The 24,370-nt window shown below is 72.6% G+C and carries 21 protein-coding genes; 16 read left to right on the top strand and 5 right to left on the bottom strand.

Going from position 1 to position 24,370, the window contains the following annotated elements; genetic code table 11:
• Nucleotides 1-65: 65 nt before the first annotated feature.
• Nucleotides 66-1,115: a LacI family DNA-binding transcriptional regulator gene (locus IH61_RS0115010; protein ID WP_037972733.1), complete on the bottom strand. Its 1,050-nt coding sequence runs from the start codon at nucleotides 1,113-1,115 to the stop codon at nucleotides 66-68.
• Nucleotides 1,116-1,421: 306 nt separating this feature from the next.
• Between IH61_RS0115010 and IH61_RS0115005 the strand changes: the two genes are divergently transcribed.
• On the top strand, nucleotides 1,422-2,867 hold the full coding sequence (locus tag IH61_RS0115005; protein ID WP_031069764.1) for a GH1 family beta-glucosidase: 1,446 nt from the start codon (nucleotides 1,422-1,424) through the stop codon (nucleotides 2,865-2,867).
• Nucleotides 2,868-2,906: 39 nt separating this feature from the next.
• On the top strand, nucleotides 2,907-4,001 hold the full coding sequence (locus IH61_RS0115000) for a lactonase family protein (protein WP_051837086.1): 1,095 nt from the start codon (nucleotides 2,907-2,909) through the stop codon (nucleotides 3,999-4,001).
• A gap of 95 nt (nucleotides 4,002-4,096) precedes the next feature.
• Here IH61_RS0115000 and IH61_RS0114995 read toward each other — a convergent pair whose 3' ends face one another.
• Together IH61_RS0114995 and IH61_RS0114990 are read right to left on the bottom strand one after the other, a co-directional pair.
• The gene (locus IH61_RS0114995; protein WP_031069760.1) at nucleotides 4,097-4,381 is read right to left on the bottom strand and encodes a hypothetical protein; all 285 of its coding nucleotides are present in this window, start codon (nucleotides 4,379-4,381) and stop codon (nucleotides 4,097-4,099) included.
• Nucleotides 4,382-4,425: 44 nt separating this feature from the next.
• Nucleotides 4,426-5,241: a phytanoyl-CoA dioxygenase family protein gene (locus IH61_RS0114990; protein ID WP_031069759.1), complete on the bottom strand. Its 816-nt coding sequence runs from the start codon at nucleotides 5,239-5,241 to the stop codon at nucleotides 4,426-4,428.
• A gap of 101 nt (nucleotides 5,242-5,342) precedes the next feature.
• Between IH61_RS0114990 and IH61_RS0114985 the strand changes: the two genes are divergently transcribed.
• From IH61_RS0114985 to IH61_RS42885, 4 genes are all read left to right on the top strand, one after another.
• Nucleotides 5,343-6,116, top strand: coding sequence for a helix-turn-helix domain-containing protein (locus tag IH61_RS0114985; RefSeq protein WP_031069757.1), 774 nt, complete (start codon nucleotides 5,343-5,345; stop codon nucleotides 6,114-6,116).
• A 111-nt stretch (nucleotides 6,117-6,227) separates the two neighbouring features.
• Entirely contained in the window at nucleotides 6,228-8,144 is a 1,917-nt protein-coding gene (locus IH61_RS42890) for an RICIN domain-containing protein (protein ID WP_078911108.1), read from the top strand.
• A 113-nt stretch (nucleotides 8,145-8,257) separates the two neighbouring features.
• Complete coding sequence (locus IH61_RS0114975; protein ID WP_031069753.1) at nucleotides 8,258-8,860, top strand: HAD family hydrolase; 603 nt, start codon at nucleotides 8,258-8,260, stop codon at nucleotides 8,858-8,860.
• A gap of 61 nt (nucleotides 8,861-8,921) precedes the next feature.
• Nucleotides 8,922-9,461, top strand: a complete 540-nt coding sequence (locus tag IH61_RS42885) for an adenylate kinase (protein WP_158844979.1) — start codon at nucleotides 8,922-8,924, stop codon at nucleotides 9,459-9,461.
• 99 nt (nucleotides 9,462-9,560) lie between these two features.
• Here the strand turns inward: IH61_RS42885 and IH61_RS0114965 are convergent, their stop codons facing one another.
• Both IH61_RS0114965 and IH61_RS0114960 read right to left on the bottom strand, forming a co-directional pair.
• Nucleotides 9,561-10,841: a glycoside hydrolase family 6 protein gene (locus IH61_RS0114965; protein ID WP_037972731.1), complete on the bottom strand. Its 1,281-nt coding sequence runs from the start codon at nucleotides 10,839-10,841 to the stop codon at nucleotides 9,561-9,563.
• A 147-nt stretch (nucleotides 10,842-10,988) separates the two neighbouring features.
• The gene (locus IH61_RS0114960) at nucleotides 10,989-11,963 is read right to left on the bottom strand and encodes a glycoside hydrolase family 6 protein (RefSeq protein WP_031069748.1); all 975 of its coding nucleotides are present in this window, start codon (nucleotides 11,961-11,963) and stop codon (nucleotides 10,989-10,991) included.
• Nucleotides 11,964-12,258: 295 nt separating this feature from the next.
• Here IH61_RS0114960 and IH61_RS0114955 point away from each other — a divergent pair, with 295 nt between their 5' ends.
• From IH61_RS0114955 to IH61_RS42880, 10 genes are all read left to right on the top strand, one after another.
• On the top strand, nucleotides 12,259-13,293 hold the full coding sequence (locus IH61_RS0114955) for a LacI family DNA-binding transcriptional regulator (RefSeq protein ID WP_031069746.1): 1,035 nt from the start codon (nucleotides 12,259-12,261) through the stop codon (nucleotides 13,291-13,293).
• A gap of 283 nt (nucleotides 13,294-13,576) precedes the next feature.
• Entirely contained in the window at nucleotides 13,577-14,878 is a 1,302-nt protein-coding gene (locus IH61_RS0114950) for an extracellular solute-binding protein (protein ID WP_051837082.1), read from the top strand.
• Between the two features lie 142 nt (nucleotides 14,879-15,020).
• Complete coding sequence (locus IH61_RS0114945; RefSeq protein WP_051837080.1) at nucleotides 15,021-16,022, top strand: carbohydrate ABC transporter permease; 1,002 nt, start codon at nucleotides 15,021-15,023, stop codon at nucleotides 16,020-16,022.
• 17 nt (nucleotides 16,023-16,039) lie between these two features.
• Nucleotides 16,040-16,978 (top strand): carbohydrate ABC transporter permease, encoded by a 939-nt coding sequence (locus tag IH61_RS0114940; protein WP_031069737.1) that lies wholly within the window; start codon nucleotides 16,040-16,042, stop codon nucleotides 16,976-16,978.
• 83 nt (nucleotides 16,979-17,061) lie between these two features.
• Nucleotides 17,062-18,516 carry a GH1 family beta-glucosidase gene (locus tag IH61_RS0114935; protein ID WP_031069735.1) on the top strand — a complete coding sequence of 485 codons (1,455 nt, stop codon included), beginning with the start codon at nucleotides 17,062-17,064 and terminating at the stop codon, nucleotides 18,514-18,516.
• A 107-nt stretch (nucleotides 18,517-18,623) separates the two neighbouring features.
• On the top strand, nucleotides 18,624-19,766 hold the full coding sequence (locus tag IH61_RS0114930) for a radical SAM protein (protein ID WP_051837078.1): 1,143 nt from the start codon (nucleotides 18,624-18,626) through the stop codon (nucleotides 19,764-19,766).
• Nucleotides 19,767-19,809: 43 nt separating this feature from the next.
• Complete coding sequence (locus tag IH61_RS0114925) at nucleotides 19,810-21,366, top strand: NAD(P)-binding domain-containing protein (RefSeq protein ID WP_031069731.1); 1,557 nt, start codon at nucleotides 19,810-19,812, stop codon at nucleotides 21,364-21,366.
• On the top strand, nucleotides 21,363-22,634 hold the full coding sequence (locus IH61_RS46945) for a sugar efflux transporter (RefSeq protein ID WP_051837074.1): 1,272 nt from the start codon (nucleotides 21,363-21,365) through the stop codon (nucleotides 22,632-22,634). Before IH61_RS0114925 ends, IH61_RS46945 begins: the two co-directional genes overlap by 4 nt.
• Nucleotides 22,631-23,578, top strand: coding sequence for a glycosyltransferase (locus IH61_RS0114915; protein WP_063763204.1), 948 nt, complete (start codon nucleotides 22,631-22,633; stop codon nucleotides 23,576-23,578). The genes IH61_RS46945 and IH61_RS0114915 overlap by 4 nt, the downstream gene beginning before the upstream one ends.
• Nucleotides 23,575-24,366 carry a PIG-L deacetylase family protein gene (locus IH61_RS42880; RefSeq protein ID WP_031069725.1) on the top strand — a complete coding sequence of 264 codons (792 nt, stop codon included), beginning with the start codon at nucleotides 23,575-23,577 and terminating at the stop codon, nucleotides 24,364-24,366. The genes IH61_RS0114915 and IH61_RS42880 overlap by 4 nt, the downstream gene beginning before the upstream one ends.
• Nucleotides 24,367-24,370: the final 4 nt, after the last annotated feature.

Here is a 24,370-nt window from a genome sequence, read left to right as displayed (position 1 = left end):
CCGTGTCGGGAGGACGGATCGCACGTCGGGATCACGGATCGCGGGCCGGGAGGCCGGACGGCGGGTCAGGAGGACTGCCGCACCACCAGTTCCGTCGGCAGCACCAGACGGGACGGCTCCGCCTCCTCCCCCGCGATCTGCCGCAGCAGGAGAGCGGCCATCGTGCGGCCCATCTGCTCGATCGGCTGGCGGACGCTGGTCAGCGGCGGGTCGAGGTGGCGGGCCACCGGCGAGTCGTCGACGCCCACCAGCGCGACGTCGCCGGGCACGTCCAGGCCCCTGGCCCGCAGGACCGCCAGGGCGCCGACCGCCATCAGGTCGGAGGCCGCGAACACCGCGTCCAGCTCCGGGCGGCGTTCCAGCAGCTCGCGCATGGCCCTGCGGCCGCCGTCCTCGGTGAAGTCCCCGGCGGCGACGAGGCTCTCGTCCGCCGGCAGACCGGCCGCCGCCAGACCCTGGCGGTAGCCGTCGAGGCGGCCGGCGGCGGCGTCCATGTCCGGCGGACCGGTGATGGTGGCGATGCGACGGCGTCCGCGCCCGGCCAGGTGCTCCACCGCCGAACGCCCGGCCCCCACGTTGTCGGAGTCGACGTACGCCACCGACTCCTGCGGCGAACGGCGCCCGTTCAGCACGGTCGGCAGGCCCAGCGCGCGCATCTGGTCCGGCAGCGGGTCGTCCCGGTGGACGGAGACCAGCAGCACGCCGTCCACCCGCTGCGCGGCGAGGTACTGCTCGAAGCGCTGCCGCTCCTGCTCGGTGCGGATCAGCGTGAGCAGCAACTGCTTGTCCGCAGCGCCGAGTTCGGCACTCGCGCCCCGGATGATGTCCAGGAAGTACGGCTCCGCGAACAGCCGGGCCTCGGTCTCCGGCACGACCAGCGCGACCGCGTCCGTCCGGCTGCCCGCCAGTGCCCTGGCCGCCCGGTCGGGCACGTAGCCCAGCTCCGCTACGGCCCGGCCCACCGCCTCCTTGGCCCGTTCGCTCACCCGTGCCGACCCGTTGATCACCCGGGACACCGTGCCGCGCCCGACCCCGGCCAGGGCCGCGACCTCTTCCAGGGTCGGCCTTCCGGTCTGTCGTCCGCCCACCACCCACGCGCCTTCCGTCGCCACCATCGCTCTCGCGCCCGCCTGGCAGGGGATCGTAGGTCACCGGGGCGGGGCGCCGCCAACGAACCGCCGGGCCCGCGACGGCCCCGAGGGCCCCGACGGGCCGACCGGCAGGCCGCGCCGGGCAGTTCGGCTCCTTCTCTTGACACCGGATCAGCCGAGGCTGGAACCTTCCGAAGAGGATGTGGGAGCGCTCCCACGCTACCCCTAGGAGCACTCCGGCAACACCCTCAGGACCGGCGCGATCTCCACCGCCCCGGAACCCGCCCCGACCCCCGCCCTGAGAGCCGCCCCTCACCGTTGGAGCACCCCGTGCCCGTTCCCCCCACCAGCCCGCTCCCCACCGCCACCACACCGCCCCGGTTCCCGGCCGGCTTCCTCTGGGGCGCGGCCACCTCCGCGTACCAGGTGGAGGGCGCCGTGGCCGAGGACGGCCGCACCCCCTCGATCTGGGACACCTTCTGCCGCACCCCGGGCAAGGTCTTCCAGGGCCACACCGGCGAGATCGCGGTCGACCACTACCACCGCTTCCGCGAGGACGTCCGGCTGATGGCCGAGCTCGGACTGACCGCGTACCGCTTCTCCGTCTCCTGGCCGCGCGTCCAACCCACCGGCCGGGGCCCGGCCGCCAAGCCCGGCCTGGACTTCTACCGCCGCCTCGCCGACGAACTGCTCTCCCACGGGATCACCCCCGTCGCCACGCTCTACCACTGGGACCTCCCGCAGGAACTGGAGAGCGCCGGAGGCTGGCCCGAGCGCGCGACCGCCGAGCGGTTCGCCGAGTACGCCGCGCTGGTGGGCGAGGCCCTCGGCGACCGGGTCGGCCACTGGACCACCCTCAACGAGCCCTGGTGCAGCGCCTTCCTCGGCTACGGCTCCGGCGTCCACGCCCCCGGCCGCACCGACCCGGTGGCCGCCCTGCGGGCCGCCCACCACCTCAACCTCGGCCACGGCCTCGCCGTCGACGCCCTGCGCGGCGTGCTGCCCGCCTCCGCGAAGGTGTCCGTCTCGCTCAACCTGCACGCGCTGCGCCCGCTCACCCCGTCCGCCGCCGACCGGGACGCCGTGCGCCGGATCGACGCCGTCGGCAACCGGGTCTTCCTCGGCCCCCTGCTGGAGGGCGCCTACCCGGAGGACCTGCTGGCGGACACCGCCCACCTCACCGACTGGTCCTTCGTCCGCACCGGCGACGCGACGCGGATCCACCGGGCGCTGGACTGGCTGGGCGTCAACTACTACACGCCCACCGTCGTCTCCACGGCGGCCGAGGGCGCGGCCCCCGCCCGGGAGGACGGCCACGGCGGCGGCACGGCCTCGCCCTGGCCGGGAGCGGACCGGATCGGCTTCCACGCGGCGCCGGGCGAGCGGACCGCGATGGGCTGGGCCGTCGACGCCACGGGCCTGCACCAGCTGCTGACCGACCTGACCGACCGCTACCCCGGCCTGCCGCTGATCGTCAGCGAGAACGGCGCGGCCTACGTCGACCGGGGCGGCGAGGACGGCACGGTCGACGACCCGGAACGCACCGCCTACCTCCACGCCCACCTGGCGGCCGTCCACCGGGCGGCAGCCGACGGGGCGGACGTGCGGGGCTACTTCGCCTGGTCGCTGATGGACAACTTCGAGTGGGCGTACGGCTACGACAAGCGCTTCGGCCTGGTGCACGTCGACTTCCCCACCCAGACCCGCACCCCCAAGGCCAGCGCCCGCTGGTACGCCCGGGTGGCCCGCAGCGGCGAACTGCACCCGCCGGCCTGACGGACCGTCCGCCGCACGGCGGAGAGAGAGAAGACATCCTTGAACCACCCCCCGACCCCCACCACCGGCGGCCTGCTGGTCATCGGCAGTGCCGCCGCGGCCGACACCCCCGGAGCCGGCCTGTCCACCGTCCGCCACGACGCCGCCGGCGCCCTGAGCCTCCTGGGCACCCTGCCGGTCGACCGCCCCTCCTACGCGGCCCTCGACCCGGCCCGCGCGGTTCTGCACGCCGTCCTGGAACAGGAATCCGGGCACATCGCCTCCGTGCGGATCGACCCCCGCACGGGGAGCCTCGGTGTGCCCGCCACCACCCCGAGCGGCGGCTCCGGCCCCTGCCACCTCGCGGTCCACCCCGGCGGGTCGCACCTCTTCGCCGCCCACTACGGCGACGGCGTGCTCGCGGTGATCCCCGTCGGCGCCGAGGACGCGCTCGCCGCGGCCGAGCCCTCGCAGACCGTTCACCACCCCGGCCGGGAAGCCTCCGGCGAGCTGCACACCTCCCCGCGCGCCCACATGGCCGCCCCCTCGCCGGACGGACGGTTCCTCCTGTGCACCGACCTCGGCACCGACCGGGTGCACGTCTACACCTTCGACCCGGCCACCGGCCGGCTCGGCGCGCACGACACCGTCCGGCTGCCGGACGGCCGAGGGCCCCGGCACCTGGTGTTCCACCCTTCCGCGAGGCGGGTCCACATCCTCAACGAGCTCGCCTCCACCCTCACCGTCTGCACCTGGGACGCGCTCACCGGCCGCCTCGAACCCACCGCCGAACTCGGCACGCGCCGGAACCCGGCGGCGCCGAACGCCAACTCCGCCGCCGCCCTGCGGGTGTCCTCGGACGGCCGCTTCCTCTACACGACCAACCGCGGCGACGACACGATCACCGTCTTCGCCCTCCACGACGACGGGGCCGCCGTCGAACCGGTCGACATCACCGCCTGCGGCGGCTCCTGGCCCCGCGACATCGCCCTCAGCCGGGACGAACGGCACCTGTTCTGCGCCAACCAGGGCTCCGACAGCCTGACGGCCTTCCACCGTGACCCGGACTCCGGGCGCCTGGCCCCCGCCGGCGAGCCCCTCCGGATCACCGAGCCGACCTCCGTCCTGCCGATCGTCCTGCCGATCGGCCCCTGACCGGCGCGGCCCGCCGTCCCGCGCCGATCGGAGTCACCCCCCGGTGACCCCGATCGGCGCCCCGGGCACCGGGTCTGCAACTACCGGGTCTGCGACTACCCGGCCTGCGGCTCGCGGACCTCGACGATCCGCTCGAAGAAGTACTCGTGCTTGAGGAACGACACGTCGTACTCGTGGCCCGGGTACGGCGGGATCAGCTGCGCGGCCTGGAACAGCCGCCAGCCGTCCCGCAGCGCCTCCACCCCGCTGTCGTACGGCGGCTCGTCGCCGTCGCCGGTGGTCGGCGAGGTGCGGCCGGTGCCGTCGTAGCTCGTCCAGCCGACCACGGGCGAGTCCAGCCGGGAGTCGGCCAGGTACAGCACGAGGACCTGCTGGCGCAGCACGGCGGCCCGGCCGCTCTCTGCGGTGGGGGTCGTCGCGGTCGTCATGCCACCGTCTCCTTCGGGCGGTTGGTGACCCGGGTCACCCAGTGGTCGAGGTCGTAGCCCGCGTCGCCGGTCAGCTCCCGCCACAGCAGGACGCGGTTGTAGCGCTCCAGTCGGCCGGTCGCCCACTCGTACCAGGGGAAGACCGCGTCCAGTTCGGTGTTCACCCGCGGGTCGTGGAGGTCGGAGGTGTCCCACAGCAGCCGCTGGCGGACCCTCGGGTTGAAGCGGATCTTGAACATGTAGCGGACGGCGTCGCTGTCGTTGCGCCGGCCGCCGTGCCAGAGGCCGTGGTGCAGAAACACCACCGTGCCCGCGGGGCAGACCAGGCGGTCCTGGCCGCGCAGGTTCTGGTAGCGGCCGGTGTCGGACTCGTTGGTCCGCCGCAGGTGGCTGCCCGGCACGCTGAGCGTTCCGCCCATCTCCAGCGTCACGTCCTGCGGGTAGTACATCAACTGCACGTCGAACGCGTCCGGCCGCACGTCGATGATCGCGTCCCCGTGCAGCGCCTGCGCCGAACCGCCGTGCGGCTCGCGGATGTGCACCGCATGGTGGTCCACCCACGGCTCCGGGCCGACCAGGCTGCGCAACGCCCCCGCCACCTGCGGCAGTTCCAGCAGGCGGCGGACGAACGAGCCGTCCGCGTACGCCTCGGACACCGGCGTCCCGTACGGCACGTCCGGCACGCCCGCCGCCAGGACCTCCAGGCCCTCGGCGTTCATCTCCGCCGGGACCACGGCGTCCAGCCGCAGCGACCCCCGGGCCACGAAGCGCGCCATCTCCACCGACGAGAGCAGTACTTCCGTCTTCTCCATGGCCGCCACGCTAGATCCGGCCGGCCCGCCGCCGCGTGGGCCGGGCTCACCCTGTGGTGGTCCGTTCTCACCCTCCGCCGCACGTGGTACAACTCGTGCCCATGCGGACAGTCCTCGCCCGTCTCGACGAGCCGCCCACCCTCGCCGACGTCGGCATCGCCGTCCACGGACCGGCCGGCCACGTGGACGTGTTCTCGCTGCCGGACCTGTGGCAGCTCCACCTCTACCGCTACCACGCCGACCTGACGGTGGACGGCACCCCGCACGACATCCGGCCCGGTACGGTCAGCCTGGTGCCGCCCGGCTCCGAGGTCCGCTACCGCTACCGGGGCCGCTCCGAGCACCTGTACGTCCACCTGCGCCTCGGCACCGCCGGCGCGCCGCACCGCATCCCCGTCCTCCAGCCCGCCGGTACGGAACTCGAGCCGCTCACGAGCCGGTTCGGCCAGGCGCTGGCCGCCTGGCCGCGCACCCCCGCCCGGGCCGCCGCCGAGATCTGGACCGCGCTGTGGCGGATCGCCGAACTCACCCCTCCCGCCGAGCCCGACACCCCGACCGTCCACCCGGCCGTCGCCGCCGCCACCTCCCTGATCGAGGCCCGGCTCGCCGAACCCCTGACCGTCCCCGAGATCGCCCGCGCCGTCGGCGTCTCGCACAACCACCTCACCCGGCTGTTCCGCGCCGCCACCGGCGAAACCGTCGTCGGCTACATCCGCGCCCGCCGGATGGAACGCGCCCGCCACTTCCTGTGCGCCACCACGCTCTCCATCCCCGCGATCGCCGCCTCGGTCGGCATCCCCGACCTGCACGCCTTCAACAAGACCTGTCGCCGCGAGCTGGGCGCCTCGCCCCGGGCCATCCGCCGCTCCTCCTGAGGCAGAAAAAAGTTTTCCCGAACCGGGGCAACCTTTCCGGAGCCGGCGGCAACCAGGAGCTGACCGGCCAGGCGGGCCGGTCAGAGACAGCTGCTGAAAGCGAGCACCGACATGTCCCCGCACTCACCCACGCCCCCGGAGCCGTCCCCCACCGGCCGGCGCGCCCGCCGCGGACGCCCGTCGTTCCCCGCGGCCCACCTGGGCGGGCGGAAGGGGCACCGCCGCCGTCGGCTGTACCAGCGCCGCAGCCTCTGGGCGGCCGTCGCCCTCGCCGTCGTGGGCGGCTCCGTGGCCGTGGTCAACGCGGCCTCGGCGAACACCGTGTCCGTGGACACCAATCCCTTCTACCTGCTGGTCAACCGCAGCACCGGCCAGGTACTGGACGACTTCGGCTACGCCGGGTACGACGGCGCCCCGGTCGTGCAGTGGAACCGCACCGGCGAGACGAACCAGCAGTGGCAGTTCATCGACTCGGGTGACGGGAACTACCGGCTGAAGAACCGGTTCTCCGGCAAGGTGCTGGACAACCTCAACTGGTCGAAGACCGAAGGCACCGAGCTGGCGCAGTGGCAGGACCTGAACGGCGCCAACCAGCAGTTCCACCTGGAGAGTTCGTCGGACGGCTATGTCCGTCTGATCAACCGCACCAGCGGCAAGGCCGTCGAGATCCCGGGCGGCGCCAAGACCACCGGGGCCCACATCGCCCAGTACCACGACTGGAACGGCCCCCAGCAGCAGTGGCAGCTCGTCCCGGTCGGCAACAGCGGCGGCGGCGGCAGCGGCAGCGGCAGCGGGAACGCGGGCAGCTCCGGCAGCAGCACCGCGCCCACCACGCCCACCACGCCCGCCACGCCCACCCCGCCGGGCGGCAGCGTTCCGACGGGCCAGGCTCCGAGCGGCCACCCGACCGCGCCCGCTCCGGCCCCCGCGGGCGGCGGCGGCAACAACTCGGCGAAGACCATCATGGGCAGCAGCACCATCCTCATCGGCGGCTCGATGTCCGACGCCTCGGCGAGCGCCGCTCCGTTCGACGTGCAGTACGCCTACGTGCACAGCCAGCCCGCGCCCTCGTCGGACTACTACACGGCGGCCCGCTGCCAGGACACGTGGTCGGGCTGGTGGGGCTGCTGGACCGGCAGCACCACGGCGCCCGGCACGTACGTGACCTACAAGGACGCCAATGCGGCTCATGCGACCTACCAGGGCAAGTCGCGCCCGCAGAAGCAGCTCTGGACGTGGTACTCGCTGCGCGACCTCGGCGACGCGGCGGGCCAGGGCGACGGTCCGGGCGAGGTCCAGGCCATCAACCGGGCCGACCTGCTCACCCGCTACCTGAACGACTACCGCTTCTTCCTCCAGAAGATCGGCACTTCGCCCGACATGATCGACCTCGAGCCCGACTTCTGGGGCTACGTCCGCTCGCTCGGCAACCCGCACCAGGTCGCCGCGCAGGTCAAGGCCGCGAACCCGACGGACTGCGGCTCGCAGGAGAACAGCGCCTCCGGCCTGGCCCACTGCCTGATCACGATGGGGCACAAGTACGCGCCGAACGCCGGCGTGGGGCTGCACCTGTCCTGCTTCGACTGGGAGCAGAACACCCCGCAGTGCGCCAAGGACTACGCGGACCTCGGAGCATCGAGCGCCGACTTCCTCGTCAGCGACGTGACGGACCGCGACGCGGGCTGGTACGCGCTGCCCGCCCACGGCAGCCGTAACACCTACTGGAACGACCAGAAGGGCTTCGCCGCGCTCGGCTTCTACAAGACGCTCACCGAGGCCGTGGGCAAGCCGGTGGTCCTGTGGCAGGTCCCCGTGGGCAACATGGCGCAGAACAACACGCCCAACCACTACAGGGACGACAAGGTCGACTGGTTCTTCTCGCACCTGGACCAGGTGGCGAACGCACACGTCGGCGGCATCCTGTTCGGCGCCGGCTGGACGGAACAGACCACGCCCGAGACCGACGGCGGCAACCTGATCAACAAGACCATCGCCTACCGCAACTCGGGCGGCACGCCGCTCAAGTAGAACCACCCACCCTGAACCCGAACCCCGACCCCCGGCCGCACAGCGGCCGGGGGTTCCCCCGTGACAGCCTCGGATCCGTCCGCACCACGGCACTCAGGAAGGTGACCTCCCCCATGCTCACCGAACTCCACCCGGGCCGTGCCCGGGCCCTGCTCTTCGACTGGGACGGCACGCTGGTCGACAGCCAGGAGGCGAACTACCGGGCGATGGAAGCGGCCCTGGCCACCCAGGGGATGAGACTCGATCAGGACTGGTTCGACGCCAGGACCGGTCTCTCCTCCGCCGACCTGATCCACGAGCTGCTGGCCGGGACCGGAACCCGGCTCACCGTCCCGGTCGACGATCTCGTCGCGGCCCGCGACCGGCACTTCCTGGTGAACGCGGACCGGATCCGGGTGCACGCACCGGTGGCCGAGGTCGCGCTGGCCTGCCACGGCACGCTCCCCCTGGCGGTAGCCTCGGGAGGCGCCCGCCTGATCATCGAGACGACCATCCGGCACCTGTCCCTGGAACGGCTGTTCACCACTCTGGTCACCCGCGACGAGGTCGACCGCGGCAAACCGGCCCCGGACATCTTCCTCCGGGCCGCCGAAGCCCTGCGGACGGCCCCGGCCGACTGCCTGGTGTACGAGGACAGCGACGAGGGGATCGAAGCGGCCCACGCCGCGGGCATGCCCGTCATCGACGTACGCCCGGTCACCCGGCCCCGGGGCTGAGCCCGCACGCACGTGGGGAAACGTGCTTGCCCGCCTCCGATCGTCTTGGCAGGTTGACCTCATGACGATGAGGCGCGTGGTGGTCGTGGGAGCCGCCGGGGCGGGAAAGTCCACGCTGGCAAGGGCGTTGGCCGAAGGCACCGGCGGTCGGCCGGCCGACCTCGACCTGCTGTTCTGGGGGCCCGGATGGAGCCGGCGTCCGGCGGAGGAGTTCCGGGCCGATGTCCGCCGCCTGGCCGACGAGGAGCGCTGGGTGGTGGCGGGGAGCTACCTTCCGCAGGTCGCCGACGTGCTCTGGTCGCGGGCGGACGTGCTGGTGTGGCTGGATCTCCCGCGTCGTGTGTCGTTCACCCGGGTGGTGCGCAGGACGGTGCGCCAACTGCTGGGCGACGGCGAGGTGTTCCCGGAGTGCCACCAGTCGCTGCGCGCCGTCTGGCGGGACGGACTGCTCGGTTCGGCCTGGCGTGATCCCGGTCGCCATCGGAGAGACGTCCCGGAACTGCTGGGCCGACCGGCGTACGCCCAGGTCCGATTGGTGCGCCTGCGATCGGCCGGGCAGGCCCGGAACTGGCTCCGTGCCCAGGTGAACGCGGCCCGCTGACCGGCGACGGCCGACGCCTGGAAGCGCGGTGGCTTCCAGGCGTCGGGCCGTGGCGGTGCTTCGGGGCGTGGCGGTGCTTCGGGCGGTGTGGGCGCTCTCTCAGCGCCAGTTGAAGGTCAGCGCCGGGGTGGCGTTGCCCACCAGGGTGCGGGCCTGCTCGGGCCACCAGGTGCCGGCCGGCGGGTCGACGGTGCCGTACTCCGGGTCGGCCGTCGCGCCGGGGACGCTGCGGTTGCACTGGCCGTCGGACTGCCCGACGGTCTTGATCCAGAGGTAGGCGTCCACGAGCGGGGTGCCGGTGTCGGCCGTGGGGCGGTCGCCGATGCCGCGGCCGGGCGGGTTGCACCAGATCTGCGGGTCGCCGGTGTACTTGCCCGCCGGTGGCTTCCAGGCGCCCTTCCCGTTGCGGCTGGTGTCGACGACGAAGTGGGTGAGCTCGTTCGCGGGCGGGGTGCCGACGGTCTGCTGGAACCACTGGTCGGTCCAGTGCCAGGTGGCGGGGTCGTCCGCGTCGACGGAGTTGCCCGGCTTGCCGTCGTTCGGGGCGGCGGGCGAGTAGTACTGGCCGGCGCACCGGTCGGCGTGACCGCGTGCGGACTCGGGGCCCTTGGTCGCGTACCAGAGGCAGTTGGACACCCACGTGCCGTAGTGGTCGGACAGGTCGGTGGCGAAGAAGTTGGAGACGTTCAGCGAGAAGCCCTGGGTGCGCTCGGCCCCGGCGTCGATCAGGCGCTGGGTCATGGCGCCCACGCTCTGCCAGTGACTGTTGCCCGCGTCCAGGTAGACGGTGGTGTTCGGCTGCTTCTCCAGGGCGTCGATCGCGTAGCGGAGGTCGGCGATGCGTCCGGCCGTGAGGGCGCCCGTGGGGTCGGTGGTCGGGGAGCAGTCGCGGGGCAGGTTGGCCAGGGCGTCGGGTTCGAGGATGATCACGGCCTTCGACCGGCCGACGCCCCGGGCCAGCGCGGCGATCCATGCCTGGTAGGCCGCGTCGGACTGCGCGCCTCCGGAGGAGTACTGGGAGCAGTCCCGCCCCGGGATGTTGTAGGAGACCAGGACCGGGACGGTGCCGGTGCGGGCCGCGCGGCGCACCAGGGTGCGCGTCTGCTCCTCGACCTGGTCCGGGGTGCCCTCGGAGAACCAGTGGGCCTGGGGCCAGGTCGCCAGTTTCGCCATGGCGAGGGCGCTCGCCGGGTCGTGGTCCGTCAGGTCGCGGAGGACCTGCTGGGTGGCGTCGCTGTCCGGCTCGACGTAGAAGCGGGTTCCGGCGGGCAGCCGGTGGCCGGTGGACTCGGCGGCCTCGGCCTGGGCCGGGACGGCGAGCCCGGCGAGCAGGGCGGCGATGCCGACGGGGATCAGCGAGCGTGGGATACGGGGTATCACCAGGTGTCCTCTGGTTGGGAATCGGGAGTCGGGAGGGGCGGGGCAGCACGAAGGGGGCGGTACGAAGGGGGCGGTACGAAGGGGGGCAGCGTGTGCGGGAGGTCGAGGCCGACCCCGCGTGGGAGCCGGCCCCGGCCTCGCTCGGCGTCAGTAGCCGTAGATCATCTTGTAGGCGACCTCGGGCAGGAACTGTCCGGCGGACGAGCCGCTGCCGACACCGCAGTTGCCGTCGGACTCGCCGGGCGCCTTGAGCCACAGCAGCATCTCGGCGCCGCCGCCCATCTGCGAGGGCGAGCCGATCCTGCGGCCCGCCGGGTTGCACCACTGGCCGTTGGAGCCGTTGCCGTTGCGGCTGGTGTCGACGACGAAGGGCTTGGTGAAGCCCTTCATGGACGCCAGGGACGCGTTGACGGCGTTGCCGTAGGAGACGTTGTCCCCGGTGGGGAGGTAGTTCGACACGTTGAGCGAGAACCCGCGGGCTCCGCTCACCCCGGCCGCGGCCAGGTGCCGGGCCATGGTGTCGGCGCTCAACCAGGCGGGGTTTCCGGCGTCGAGGTAGACCCAGGTGTTGGGGGCCTTGGCGTTGAACTGCGCGATGGCGTTGCTCAGCAGGCCGTCGCGCTCGGCGATCTGGGCCTGGCTCATGCAGCTCTCGTCGCCGAGCGAGTCGGGTTCGAGGACCACCACCGCCGGCCGGTTGCCGATGCCGTCGGCGAAGGCGGCGATCCAGCTCCGGTAGTCGGCGGCGCTGCCCGCCCCGCCGCCGGACTGTCCGGCGCAGATGTCGCGGTTGGGGATGTTGTACGCCACCAGGATCGGCAGCTTGTGGTTGGCGGAGGCCGCGCCGACGTAGGCGCCGGTCGCCGTCCCGATGGTGCCGCTCCAGTTGCCGAACCAGCGCGCCATCGGCACGTTGGCGATCGACGAGCGGATGGCGGGGGCGCGGCCGTCCCCGGGGTTGGCGTTGACCCACCGCTGCGCGGAGGAGTCGGGGTCGGCGTAGAAGCCGCTGGTCATGCCGGTGGGGTCGGCGGCGTGGGCGGCGACGGGGTGGAGCGTGAGAAGGGCGGTGCTCAGCACCGGGGCCAGGAGCAGGGAACGCGTACGGAGCGAGCGGCTCATGGTTCCTCCACGGGGTGGGGGGTGGGAGGGAGGATGGAAGCGCTTCCGGTCCCAGATGATTGGGGCAGTACGAACCGGGTGTCAAGACGCGTGCCGTAAGTGCCTGATCCCGTCTCTGATCCTGGAATTCGGCCGGTGCCCGCGCCGGTTCGGAAACTGGAAGCGCTTCCAGTCGGGGCGCGGGGCGAGTACGGTTGATCACCCCACCACGGGACACCCGTGGAATCACGGCCGGAACCACGCCTGAACCACGCCCCGGACCACACCCATCGGCAACAGGAGGACGACGATCGCGATGGAGACGTCTCCACGACGCCAGCCGACGCTGGACGAGGTCGCCGCCCGGGCCGGCGTCTCGCGCACGGCGGCGTCCAGGGTGATCAACAACGTGCCGCACGTGAGCGCGGCCAAGCGCGCGGCGGTGGAACGGGCGGTCCGCGAGCTCGGCTACGTGCCGAACCCGACCGCGCGGGCGCTGGCGACCCGGCGCGCGGGTGCGGTGGTGCTGGCGGTGTCCAGCGACGAACCCGGCCTGTTCGCCGACCCGTTCTTCGCCGAGGTGACGGTGGGCGTGAGCTCCTACCTCGACCGGACGGACCTGGAACTGATCCTGCTGCTGGCCAACACGCCCCGGGGCAAGGAGCGCCTGCGGCGCATCCTGAGCTCCCACCGGGCGGACGGCGTGATGCTGATGGCGCTGCGCGGTGACGACCCCCTGGGCCGGCTGGCCGAGGAGACGGAGCTGCCCGTGGTCTTCGGCGGCCTTCCGCTGGAGGGCAGCACACCCCGGTGGTACGTGGACCCGGACAACCGGGGCGGAGCCCGTCTGGCGACCGAGCACCTGGTGCGCGGCGGCCGCCGTAACATCGCGATGATCGCCGGACAGCCCGACCTGGAGGCTTCCGTCGCCCGCGAACAGGGCTTCCACGAAGCGCTGATCCTGGCCGGCCGGTCCGCCGCCGGCGTGGCGGCCGGCGACTTCACCCAGGACAGCGGCGAAGCCGCGATGGAACGGCTGCTGACGGACCGTCCGGACGTCGACGCGGTGTTCACCGCCAACGACGGCATGGCGCTGGGCGCGCTGCGCGCCCTGCGCCGCCACGGCCGGCGCGTGCCCGAGGACGTCGCGGTCGTCGGGTTCGACGACCTCGCCGGCGCCCTGTACGCCGACCCGCCGCTGACGACCGTGCACCAGCCGGTGCGCGCCCTGGGCCTGGAGATGGCCCGGATGCTCGTGGCCGCCATCGACGGCCAGGACCCGAGCCCCCTCGTCCTCCCCACCCGCCTGACCGTCCGCGAGTCCGCGCCGTCGCCCGGAACCGCCGACTGACACCACCCCTGGACATGGCCCTGCCACGGGCCGCGATCCGGTCTGCCCGAAACCGGTCGGACGGCCCGAATTCCCCTGGTGCCACACCTCTTGACAGTCCTTCACCGAGGGAGCAGGGTTCCCGTATGGGAGCGCTCCCATGCTTCGCCCCGCGCTCCCGGAGCGGCCGGACCGAGTCCGCACCCCGGCCCCCGCACCCCTCACGACCGCTCGCGGCGCCCCTCCCGGTGTCCCGAGCGCGGCCCCACCCCCGCGTCTCCCGCTACTGGTCCTGGAGAACCTCATGTACCTGCGCAGCCGTACCCTCAGAGCCTCCGCACTCCTGTCGGCCGCCGCCCTCACCGCGGTCCTGGCCACCGGATGCTCCTCCGGCAGCTCCGGCTCGGACGACCCGAACGCGAAGATCACGCTCACCGTGGGCGACTTCGGCACCTTCGGTTACAAGGAGGCCGGGCTCTTCGACGAGTACATGAAGGCGCACCCGAACATCACCATCAAGGAGAACTCCACCACGGTGGAGGGTGATTACTGGACCGCACTGCAGACCAGGCTGTCCGGCGGCGGACTCGACGACATCCAGGCCCTCGAGGTGAGCCGGATCGCGCTGGCCACCTCCGACCAGCTCAGCTCCGCCTTCACCGACCTCTCCCACGCCCCGGGCGTGGACAAGGACGCCTACCTGCCGTGGAAGTGGAAGCAGGCGACCAACCCCCAGGGCAAGACCGTCGGCCTCGGCACGGACGTCGGCCCGATGGCGATCTGCTACCGCCAGGACCTCTTCCAGGCGGCGGGCCTGCCCGCCGACCCCGCCGCGGTCAGCGCCCTGTGGGCGGGCGACTGGGCGAAGTACGTCGAGGTCGGCCGCCAGTACCAGGCCAAGGCGCCCAAGGGCACCTTCTTCATGGACACCGCCACGGGCCTGTACAACGGCGCGGTCTCCTCCAACGCCGAGCAGTACTACAAGAACGGCAAGGCCGACTACGAGGGCTCCGCCGGGGTGAAGAACGGCTGGAAGCTGGCCTCCGACGCGGTTGCGGCCAACATCACCCAGGGGCTCAAGGAGTTCGACACGACCTGGCAGACGGCCTTCTCCAACTCCACGTTCGCCACCACCGTCTGCCCGTCCTGGCAGCAGGCCAACATCGAGAAGTACTCCGGCGCGGGCAACTCCGGGAAGTGGAACATCGCGCAGGCCCCCGCCGCCGGGAACTGGGGCGGCTCGTTCCTGACGGTGCCGGCCTCCGGCAAGCACGTGGCCCAGGCCCAGGAACTCGCCGTGTGGCTCACCGCGCCCGAGCAGCAGGCCAAGGTCTTCCAGAAGGTCGGGAACATCCCCGCCAACCAGAAGGCGTACACGCTCCCGGGCGTCACGGACTTCAAGAACCCCTACATCGGCCCGAACTCTCCCACCGGGCAGATCTTCTCCACCGCCGCCAAGGCGATCCAGCCCGCCGAGACGGGGCCGCACCACGGTGACTTCCACGGGGCCTTCGGCAACGGCGTGCAGCTGATGGAGCAGAACCACCAGAGCCCCGAGGAGGCGTGGGCCGCCACCGTCAAGCAGCTCAAGAGCAGCGTCCAGTAGCCGCCGGGCAGGCCGTGCGGACCGCGCCACGCCCCCGACGCGGTCCGCACGGCCACGGCCCGTGAACAGCCGAGACCGACCGAACACTGTCCAGAACGACCCGACGGCCCCAGCCGGCCGTCGACCCGGCACGGAGGAACCTGTGGCCACCCCGACCCGTACGCCCCGAAGAGACACGGCCGACCCACCCGCCTCGGGCCCGCCGCAGCGCCGAGCCAGGCCGACGGGCCTGCGCGGCCGGCTGCACCGCTGGGACCACAAGGGCTCCCCCTACCTGTTCGTCGCGCCCTTCTTCCTGGTGTTCGCGGTCTTCGGGCTCTTCCCGCTGGTCTACACCGGCTACCTGTCGCTGCACCAGGTCAGCCTCTACAACGTGGACCAGACCGACTGGGTCGGCTTCCAGAACTACAGCGACCTGCTGTTCGGGCCGGTGAGCGAGCAGTTCTGGCACGCCCTGCGCAACACGATCACCCTCGGTCTGCTGTCCACCGTCCCGCAGCTGGTGATCGCGCTCGGCCTCGCCCACCTGCTCAACTACCGTCTCCCGGCCCGTGGTTTCTTCCGGACGGCCCTGCTGGCGCCGTACGCGACCTCGGTGGCGGCCGCCACGCTCGTCTTCGCGCTGATCTTCAGCCCCGAGGGCGGCATGGCCAACTGGGTGCTCGGCCTGGTGGACCTCGGGCCGATCCGCTGGGAGTCCGGCGACCTGAGCTCCCAGATCGCCGTCTCCGTGATCGTGATCTGGCGGTGGACCGGCTACAACGCGCTGATCTACCTCGCCGCGATGCAGGCCGTCCCCCGCGAGCTGTACGAGGCCGCCGCGATCGACGGCGCCAACCGCTGGCGGCAGTTCCTCCACGTCACGGTCCCCGAGCTGCGCCCGACGATCCTGTTCACGGTCGTCGTCTCGTTCATCGGATCGACCCAACTCTTCGGCGAGCCCTACCTGTTCGGCGGTCAGAGCGGTCACCAGGGGGGTACCAACCACCAGTACGAGACCCTCGGCATCCTCATGTACGACCAGGGCTTCCACTACAGCCTGCTCGGACGCGCCTCCGCCATCGCCTGGCTGATGTTCGTCCTGCTCGTGCTGGTCGGCCTGGCCAACACGCTGATCGCCCGCCGCCTGCGCGCCGCCAAGTGACCGGGAAGGACCGCTCCATGACCACCATCCCCGCCACCGGGCCCGCCGCGGACCCGGCCACGGACACCGCCGCCGTGCGCCGCGGCACCGGGCGCCGCAAGCGGCTGCGCTCCCCGGGCGCGGGCGACCAGCACCGGGCCGGGCCGTTCGCCCTGGCGGCGCTGGTCCTGGCCGCCCTCGCCTCGCTGTTCCCGCTGTACTGGACGCTCGTGGCGGCGTCGACCGACAGCCACCGGGTGGTCTCCACACCCCCGCCGCTCGTGCCCGGCTCGAACCTGTTCCACAACATCGGCTACGTGTGGGACAACGCCGGGGCGCGCGGCATGGGCGTCGCGCTGCTCAACTCGACCCTGGTCGCCGGCACCGTCGCGCTCAGCACGGTGGCCTTCTCCGTGCTGGCCGGCTTCGCGTTCGCCAAGCTGCGCTTCCGCGGCCGGGGCGCGCTGTTCGCCCTCGTCGTCGCCACCATGGCCGTGCCCGCCCAGGTCAGCGTCGTGCCGCTGTTCATCCTGATGCGGCACCTGGGGCTCGGCAACAACCTCGGCGCGCTCATCCTGCCCTCGCTGGTCACCGCCTTCGGCGTCTTCTTCATGCGCCAGTTCCTCACCCAGGCCCTGCCCACCGAACTGCTGGAGGCGGCCCGGGTCGACGGCGCGAACTCGCTGCGCGTCGTCTGGCACGTCGTCCTGCCGATCGCCCGGCCCGCGATGGCCGTGCTGGGGATGCTCGTCTTCGTCCAGTCCTGGAACGACTTCCTGTGGCCCATCATCGCGATGAACGGCGCCACCAATCCCACCGTCCAGGTCGCCCTGGCGGGGCTCGGCACCGGCTGGTCCACCGACTGGTCCGTCATCACCGCCGGCGCGCTCGTCGGCACGGCGCCGCTGCTCCTGGTCTTCACCGTCTTCGGCCGGCAGATCGTCGGCGGCATCACCCAGGGCGCCCTCAAGGGGTGACCGGCCGCCGGGGCGTGTCCTCTCGGACCACGCCCCTGGCCGGCACCCGACCCGTCACCACCTCGCATTGGAGAACCCCTGTCATGACCGTGGTCCCACCGGACACCCGTTCCGCCCGACGCGCGTTCCCTCCGGGCTTCGCCTTCGGTACGGCCACCGCCGCCTACCAGATCGAGGGCGCGGTCGCGGAGGACGGCCGCACCCCGTCCATCTGGGACACCTTCAGCCACACCCCCGGCACGATCGACGGCGGCGACACCGGCGACACCGCGGTGGACCACTACCGCCGGTTCCGCGAGGACGTCCGGATGATGGCCGACCTCGGCCTGACCTCCTACCGGTTCTCCCTCGCCTGGCCCCGCATCCAGCCCACCGGCCGCGGCCCGGCCTCCGAACGCGGCCTGGACTTCTACCGGGCGCTGACCGACGAGCTCCTCGCCCACGGCATCACCCCGGTCGCCACCCTCTACCACTGGGACCTGCCCCAGGAGTTGGAGACCCCGACCGTCGGCGCCCGCGCCGCGGGCGGCGGCTGGCCGGCCCGGGAGACCGCGTACCGCTTCGCCGACTACGCGGCGCTCGCCGCCGAGGCCCTCGGCGACCGGGTGTCCACCTGGATCACCCTCAACGAGCCCTGGTGCAGCGCCTTCCTCGGCTACGGCTCCGGCGTCCACGCCCCCGGCCGCACCGACCCCGGCGACGCGCTGCGGGCCGCCCACCACCTCAACCTCGGCCACGGCCTGGCCGTCGGCGCCCTGCGCGCCGCACTGCCCGCCTCCGCGAAGGTGTCCGTCTCGCTCAACCTCCACGTCGTGCGCCCGCGCAGTGACGGCCCGGAGGACCTGGAGGCCGCCCGCCGGATCGACGCCGTCGGCAACCGGGTCTTCACCGGCCCGATGCTCAAGGGCCGGTACGACGAGGACCTCCTGAAGGACACCGCCCACCTGGTCGACTGGGACACCCTGGTCCACGACGGCGACCTGGTCGAGATCTCCCGCCCGATCGACCTGCTCGGCCTGAACTACTACAACCCGACCGTCGTCTCCGCCGCCCCGGCCGACACCGCGGACCGTCCGCGCGAGGACGGGCACGGCTCCAGCACCTTCTCGCCCTGGCCGGGGGCCGACTCCGTCGCCTTCCACCGCGCCAACGACGACCTCACCGCCATGGGCTGGCCGATCGACCCCACCGGGCTGTCCGAGGCGCTGCTCTCCATGCACCGCGAGTTCGGCCTGCCCCTGATCGTCAGTGAGAACGGCGCGGCGTTCCAGGACACCGTCGCCCCCGACGGCACCGTCCACGACCCCGAGCGGACCGACTACCTGCGCCGCCACCTCCACGCCGTCGCCGACGCGATCGACGCCGGCGCGGACGTCCGCGGCTACTACCTGTGGTCCCTGCTCGACAACTTCGAGTGGGCCTACGGGTACGACAAGCGCTTCGGCATCGTCCGCGTCGACTACGACACCCTCGTGCGCACGCCCAAGAGCAGCGCCCGCTGGTACGCCGAGGTGATCCGCCGGGGCGGACTGGACTGACCCGCCCCGGACCTGCTCCACCACAGCGCTCCCGTCCCCGATGGGCCGCGCCCGCCCTGGGATGGGAGCGCTCCCACATCCGGTTCCGAACAGAGATGGAATTCCGCATGGACGAGCCACGTACTCAGTTGGGTGACACCGTCGGCACCCAGTTCGTCGAGCGCAACCTCGACCTCGTCGGCAAGCTCTACCAGCGTTCGATCCATCCCGCCGTCCTCGACGTCGCCCGGGGCAGACGCCTCACCTCTCCCCTCGTCGTCGACCTCGACCCGACCACCGTGTGCGACCTGGCCTGCCCGGAGTGCATCTCCACCCAGGTCCTCCACCACGGGCAGATCGGCCAGGACCGCATCCTGCGCCTCGCCCACGAACTCGCGGAATCCAAGGTCCTCGCCGTGATCCTGATCGGCGGCGGCGAACCGCTGATGCACCGCTCGGCGGGCCGGATCATCGAGGTCCTGCACGAGGCGGGCATCAAGCTGGGCCTGGTGACCAACGGCACCCAGATCCACCGCTACCTCCCCCAGCTCGCCGAGATGCTCTCCTGGGTGCGGGTCTCGATCGACGCCGGCACCGCCGACACCTACGCCAAGTTCCGCCCCAGCCGGGGCAAGCGCAGCGTCTTCCCCCAGGTCATCGAGAACATGCGGATGCTGGCCGAGCGGAAGTCCGGCCGGCTCGGCTACTCGTTCCTGCTCATGCAGCGCTTCGACGAGGACGGCAGGGTCACCGACTCCAACTACGCCGAGGTGTACCGGGCCGGGGTGCTCGCCAAGGAGATCGGCTGCGACTACTTCGAGGTCAAGGCCATGCTCGACGAGGACCACTACACGGTCAACCAGCGCCCCGAGGACATCGCGGCCGTCGAGGCCCAGATCGCGGAACTGCGCGGCCTGGAGGACGACGACTTCCACATCCTGCACTCCTCCAACTGGCAGGCGGTGCGCCACAGGTCGGACACCGTCCAGGAGAAGGACTACCACCGGTGCGCCGTCGCCGAGTTGCGCACCACCGTCACCCCGACCGGCGTCTACATCTGCCCGTACCACCGGGGCAACCCCAAGGGCCGGATCGGCGACATCCAGTCCTCGACCTTCGCCGAGATGTGGGCGGCGGCCGACACCGGCGTCATCGACCCGAGCGAGGACTGCCGGTTCGTCTGCGCGCGGCACCCCTCCAACCAGGAGATCGCCGTCATGGCGACCCGGCCGGAGGCGAAGCTGTCCGACGACTTCGACCCCTTCATCTGATGACTCGTCACACCACCTCACCGCCAACGAGTCTGGAGACACCATGCGAACAGTCGTGATCGGAGCCGGCCCCGCGGGGCTCACCTGCGTACGACAGGCCCTCGCCGCCGGCCTCGACGTCCGCTGCCACGAGAAGCGCGCGGACCTCGGCGGCATCTGGAACCCCGCGGGCGGCGGCGCCTACCCGGGCGTGCGGATGCAGAGCTCGCGCATGAGCATGCCGTTCAGCGACCACCCGCCCGGCTTCGCCGCCGCCTTCCCCACGCAGCAGGAGGTCCAGGAGTACCTGCGCTCCTACGCCGCCCGGTTCGGCCTCCTCGACGCCGTGTCCTTCGGCAGCGAGGTCGTCCGGGTCGCCAAGGCGGGCAGCTCCTGGCAGGTGACCAGCCGGACGGCGGACGGCCGGGAGCACACCGAGGCGGCCGACTCCGTCCTGGTCGCCAACGGGGAGCTCTGGCAGCCCCGGCGGCCCCGGGACCTGCCGCCCCCGGGGGCACCCGTGCGGGTCCTGACCGCGCCCGAGTACCTCGGGCCGGCCGCGTTCGCCGGCCAGCGGGTGCTGGTGGTCGGCGGCGGGGTGAGCGGCGCGGACATCGCCGCCGACCTCGGCCCCGCCGCCCTGCGCGTGGACTGGTCGGTGCGCCGCCACCAGCTCTTCCTGCCGCGCCTGGCCGGAGGCGCCTACAACGACGCGCTCTTCTCCTACGCGGGCCGCGTCGCGGTCGAGGACGTGCCGTACCCGGTCTACCTCGACTGGCTCGCCGAGCTGCTCCCCGAGTACATGGCGATGTACCGGTCCACGGGCCTGCTGCCCGAGGCGGGCTTCCACGGCGCCGTCCACGTCAACGACCGGATCGTCGCCCGGGTCCACGCCGGGGACGTGCACCCGGTGCCGGCCTTCTCCCGGTTCGCCGAGGACGGCTCGGTGGAGTTCGCGGACGGCTCCCGCCGCACGTACGACGCCGTGGTGCTGTGCCTCGGCTACGAGATGCCCGACTACGGCTTCCTCGAGGGGCTGCGCCGGGAGGACCTGTACGAGCACCACTTCTGGCGCCACGACCCGAGCCTGGCCGTGGTCAACACCCCGGTGGACACCGAGGCGTTCGGCACCGCCTGCCCGTACTTCGAGGCCGTGGCCGGCTGGGTGGTCGCCGTCGCGACCGGCAAGGCGACGCTGCCCGACGCCGCCGCCCGCGCCGACTGGTGCGAGCGCCACATGGGGGCGCTGCACGAGCGCCGCTACCTCGACTGCTGGCTGGAGACCGTCCGGCTGGGCCTGCTCAGCGGGAGCCTGCCGGACCCGGCCGTCGACTTCGCCGCGTACTGGACGGTGGTCTCCAGCCAGGTGGCCCCCGGAAACCTCGGGCCCGGCCGGGCCACGCCGATCCCGGCCGTCCTCGACGACCGGCTGGACCTGGCCGGCGTGCGGCACCGCATCCTGGCGGCCCTGCCGCCGCACACCCGCGAACGCCTGCTCGCCGAGGCGGTGATCGGCCCGGAGGACCTGGCCGCGGCCGCCGCGGTCCCGGCCGGCCGCGAGCTGGCCCCCTGGCTGCCGTACCGGCAGCGCGAGCACGGGCCCGAGGGGGCGGGGGCGTGACCGGGGAACCCGTCGAGAGCGCCGCTCTTCTCGCCCCGGCGCGCACCACCGGCCGGTGGCACCTGCTCGCCGACCGGTCCGTCCTGAACCTGATCGCCGCCAACGGCGTGGTCGGGCTGGCGGGCGCGTTCGCCGTCCCGACCACCAGCCTGTTCCTGAAGGACGTCGTCGGCGCGACCCCGCTGATGATCGGCCTGTTCTTCGCCGTCCGGTCGATCGGGGAGATCGGCACCGACCTGGCCATGGGCGTCGTCTCCGACCGGCTGCGCGACCGCCGGATGCTGCTGGTGCTGACGGCGCTGTTCAACACGGCCGGGGCGCTCTGCTACTCCGTCCTGCGCGACTACTACCTGCTGCTGCCCGCCGGCCTGGTGCTCTTCGGCCTCGGCGGCGCCTGCTTCGGCCAACTCTTCGCCTACACCAGGGAGTTGGCCGAGCAGCGGCAGGTGGACGCGTCCTTCTTCAACGGTCTCCAGCGCTCCGTCACCTCCCTGGCCTGGGTGATCGGCCCGCCCGTCGCCTTCTGGATGGTCGCCCGCTGGTCGTTCACGGTGCTGTACGGGGCCGCGGCCTGCCTGTCCCTGCTCGCCGGGGTGATCTCCCGCTGGGGCCTGCCCGCCCTGCCGCCGCCGGCGCCGGTCGACCGGGACGCCGAGGCTTCCCCCGGACTGCGCGGGCTCCTCACCGGGCTCGGCCCCCGCACCGCGCTGCTGCTCGCCTCGATCGTGCTGCTGCTGGGCGCCAACGCGATGTACCAGATCAACCTGTCCCTGCGGGTCACCGCCGAACTCCACCTGAGCAGCTCCTTCACGGGCCTGCTGCTCGGGCTGAGCGCGGTCCTGGAGATCCCGCTGATCATCATGGCCGGTGCCTGGGCCGAACGGATCGGCAAGGCCCGGCTGCTGCTGACGGCCGCCGTCTGCGCCACGCTCTTCTTCGCCGCCCTGCCGACGGTGCACGGCCAGGCCCTGCTGCTGCTCCTCCAACTGCCCAACGCGTTCTGGACGGCAGTCGTGATGAACATCCCGGTCATCATGCTGCAGGACTCCCTGCCCGGGCGCCCCGGCACCGCCTCCTCGCTCTACTCCAGCGCGTTCAAGACCGGCATGTTCCTCGGCGGCCTGGTCGTCGGCACGGTCGCGACCTGGACGGGGTACGGGCAGGTCTTCTGGGTGTGCGCCGGCCTCACCGCCCTCGCCGGACTGCTGGTCCTCGCCTCCGAACGCGCCGGCACCCCCGCCCCCACCTCCGAAGGGAACGCCGTATGACCGCGCCGCCCGTCTGCACGGTGATCGTGCCCACCTACAACCGCTCCGGACTGCTCCGGCACACCCTCGACTCGCTGGCGCGCCAACGCCTCGCCCCGGGCGAGGAGTTCGAGGTGATCGTCGTCGACGACGGCTCCACCGACGACACGGCCGCGACCGCGACCGGCTACCGCGAGCGGCTCGACCTGCGGTACCTCTTCCAGGAGGACCAGGGCTACCGGGTGGCCGGGGCCCGCAACCTCGGCATCGCCGACGCCCGTGGCGAGGTCTGCGTCTTCGTCGACTCCGGCGTGATCCTGCACTCCGGCGCGCTCGCCGCGCACCTGGCCGCGCACCGCCGGGCCGAGGGCCCGGTCGCCGTCCTCGGCTACGTCCGCTGCTTCAACGAGGGCAACGAGGACGGCGAACAGATCACCGCGGAGATCGACTTCACCGACCCGGACGCCTCCCTCGGCCGGTTCACCGAACAGCACCGCTGGCCGGACCTGCGCGAGACCTACTACGAGCGGTACGGCGAGGACCTCGGCGCGCTCACCGCGCCCTGGCTCATGTGGTGGACGTGCCACGTGTCCGCGAACACCGCCCAGCTGCGCGAGGTCGGCGGGTTCGACGAGGCGTACCGCTCCTGGGGCGCCGAGGACGTCGACCTCGGCTACCGGCTGCACCGGGCCGGCGCCCGGTTCGTGCTGCGCCGCGACGCGGCCTCGCTGCACGTGCCCCACCCCAAGGTCTACGAGGACAACATGGCCTCGGCCGCCGCCAACTACCGTTACTTCGCCGAGAAGTTCGACACCCCGGTCGCCCGACTGGTCCCCGACCACCACTTCGAGGAGATCGAGGACATCCTGCGCTCCCGGGGCCTCGCGGACGGGGCCGTGACCGACCTCTTCGGCACGGTCACCCGCCCGGTCGACCTGCCCGTCGCCGAGAGGAGCGGCCGGTGACTCCCCCGCTCCTCGGCACCTGGACCGAATGGCACCTGCGCGCCATGCGCTCCCAGGGCACCGTCCTGGTCTTCGCACCGCACCCCGACGACGAGGTGATCGCCTGCGGCGGCACCATCGCCCGGCTCGTCGCCGAGGGCGCCCGGGTGCGCGTGGTCTTCGCCACCGACGGCGCCATGTCGCACTCGGCGGTGCTCGGCATCCACACCGACCCCACCCCGGCCGAACTCCGCACGATCCGCCGGGGCGAGGCGCTGGCGGCCGCCCGGGCGATGGGGCTGCCGGAGGGCGCCGTACGGTTCCTGGACTTCCCGGACACCCGGCTCGCCGACCACCTGGAGGAGTTCCGCACCGAGGTCCTCAAGGTGCTCCACCAGTACCCGGACGCGGCCGAGGTGTACCTCCCGCACGAGGTGCGCGAACTCAACGCCGACCACCGGCTGACCGGTGAGACCGTGGTCGGCTGCCTGGCCGAACTCGGCCTCACGCCGACCGCCTACCGCTACGTGGTCTGGGACGAGCGCACGGAGCAGGAGTTCGCCTTCGTCAACCGGAACCCGCCGGCCGCGAGCGCCGGAGCGGCCGAACGGCTCATCGCCGCCGACATCACCGAGTACCTGCCGCGCAAGCAGGCCGCGCTGCGCGAACACCGCACCCAGGTCGACCTGTTCGCCCCCGGCCAGACCCGGCCGGTCGTGCCCGAGCCGTTCCAGGAACGCGTACTGACGGCCCGGGTCGAGGAGTTCTGGATCAACGAGCCGGCGAGCGCCCGGCCGGAAACGGAGTGACCCG

It is taken from the genome of Streptomyces sp. NRRL WC-3742 (genome assembly GCF_000720635.1).
Classification (GTDB): domain Bacteria; phylum Actinomycetota; class Actinomycetes; order Streptomycetales; family Streptomycetaceae; genus Kitasatospora.
The sequence above is the reverse complement of the archived record's forward strand: the minus strand, read 5'-3'. Positions and strand labels throughout refer to the sequence as shown.

Excerpts from the sequence above, each read along its gene's own strand:
- IH61_RS42890 (WP_078911108.1), top strand. The coding sequence starts at position 6,228 with ATGTCCCCGCACTCACCCACGCCCCCGGAGCCGTCCCCCACCGGCCGG.
- IH61_RS0114990 (WP_031069759.1), bottom strand. The coding sequence starts at position 5,241 with ATGGAGAAGACGGAAGTACTGCTCTCGTCGGTGGAGATGGCGCGCTTC.
- IH61_RS0114960 (WP_031069748.1), bottom strand. The coding sequence starts at position 11,963 with ATGAGCCGCTCGCTCCGTACGCGTTCCCTGCTCCTGGCCCCGGTGCTG.
- IH61_RS0115010 (WP_037972733.1), bottom strand. The coding sequence starts at position 1,115 with ATGGTGGCGACGGAAGGCGCGTGGGTGGTGGGCGGACGACAGACCGGA.
- IH61_RS0114935 (WP_031069735.1), top strand. The coding sequence starts at position 17,062 with ATGACCGTGGTCCCACCGGACACCCGTTCCGCCCGACGCGCGTTCCCT.
- IH61_RS42885 (WP_158844979.1), top strand. The coding sequence starts at position 8,922 with ATGACGATGAGGCGCGTGGTGGTCGTGGGAGCCGCCGGGGCGGGAAAG.
- IH61_RS0114950 (WP_051837082.1), top strand. The coding sequence starts at position 13,577 with ATGTACCTGCGCAGCCGTACCCTCAGAGCCTCCGCACTCCTGTCGGCC.
- IH61_RS0114930 (WP_051837078.1), top strand. The coding sequence starts at position 18,624 with ATGGACGAGCCACGTACTCAGTTGGGTGACACCGTCGGCACCCAGTTC.
- IH61_RS0114955 (WP_031069746.1), top strand. The coding sequence starts at position 12,259 with ATGGAGACGTCTCCACGACGCCAGCCGACGCTGGACGAGGTCGCCGCC.
- IH61_RS0114940 (WP_031069737.1), top strand. The coding sequence starts at position 16,040 with ATGACCACCATCCCCGCCACCGGGCCCGCCGCGGACCCGGCCACGGAC.
- IH61_RS0114975 (WP_031069753.1), top strand. The coding sequence starts at position 8,258 with ATGCTCACCGAACTCCACCCGGGCCGTGCCCGGGCCCTGCTCTTCGAC.
- IH61_RS0114915 (WP_063763204.1), top strand. The coding sequence starts at position 22,631 with ATGACCGCGCCGCCCGTCTGCACGGTGATCGTGCCCACCTACAACCGC.
- IH61_RS0114985 (WP_031069757.1), top strand. The coding sequence starts at position 5,343 with ATGCGGACAGTCCTCGCCCGTCTCGACGAGCCGCCCACCCTCGCCGAC.
- IH61_RS0114925 (WP_031069731.1), top strand. The coding sequence starts at position 19,810 with ATGCGAACAGTCGTGATCGGAGCCGGCCCCGCGGGGCTCACCTGCGTA.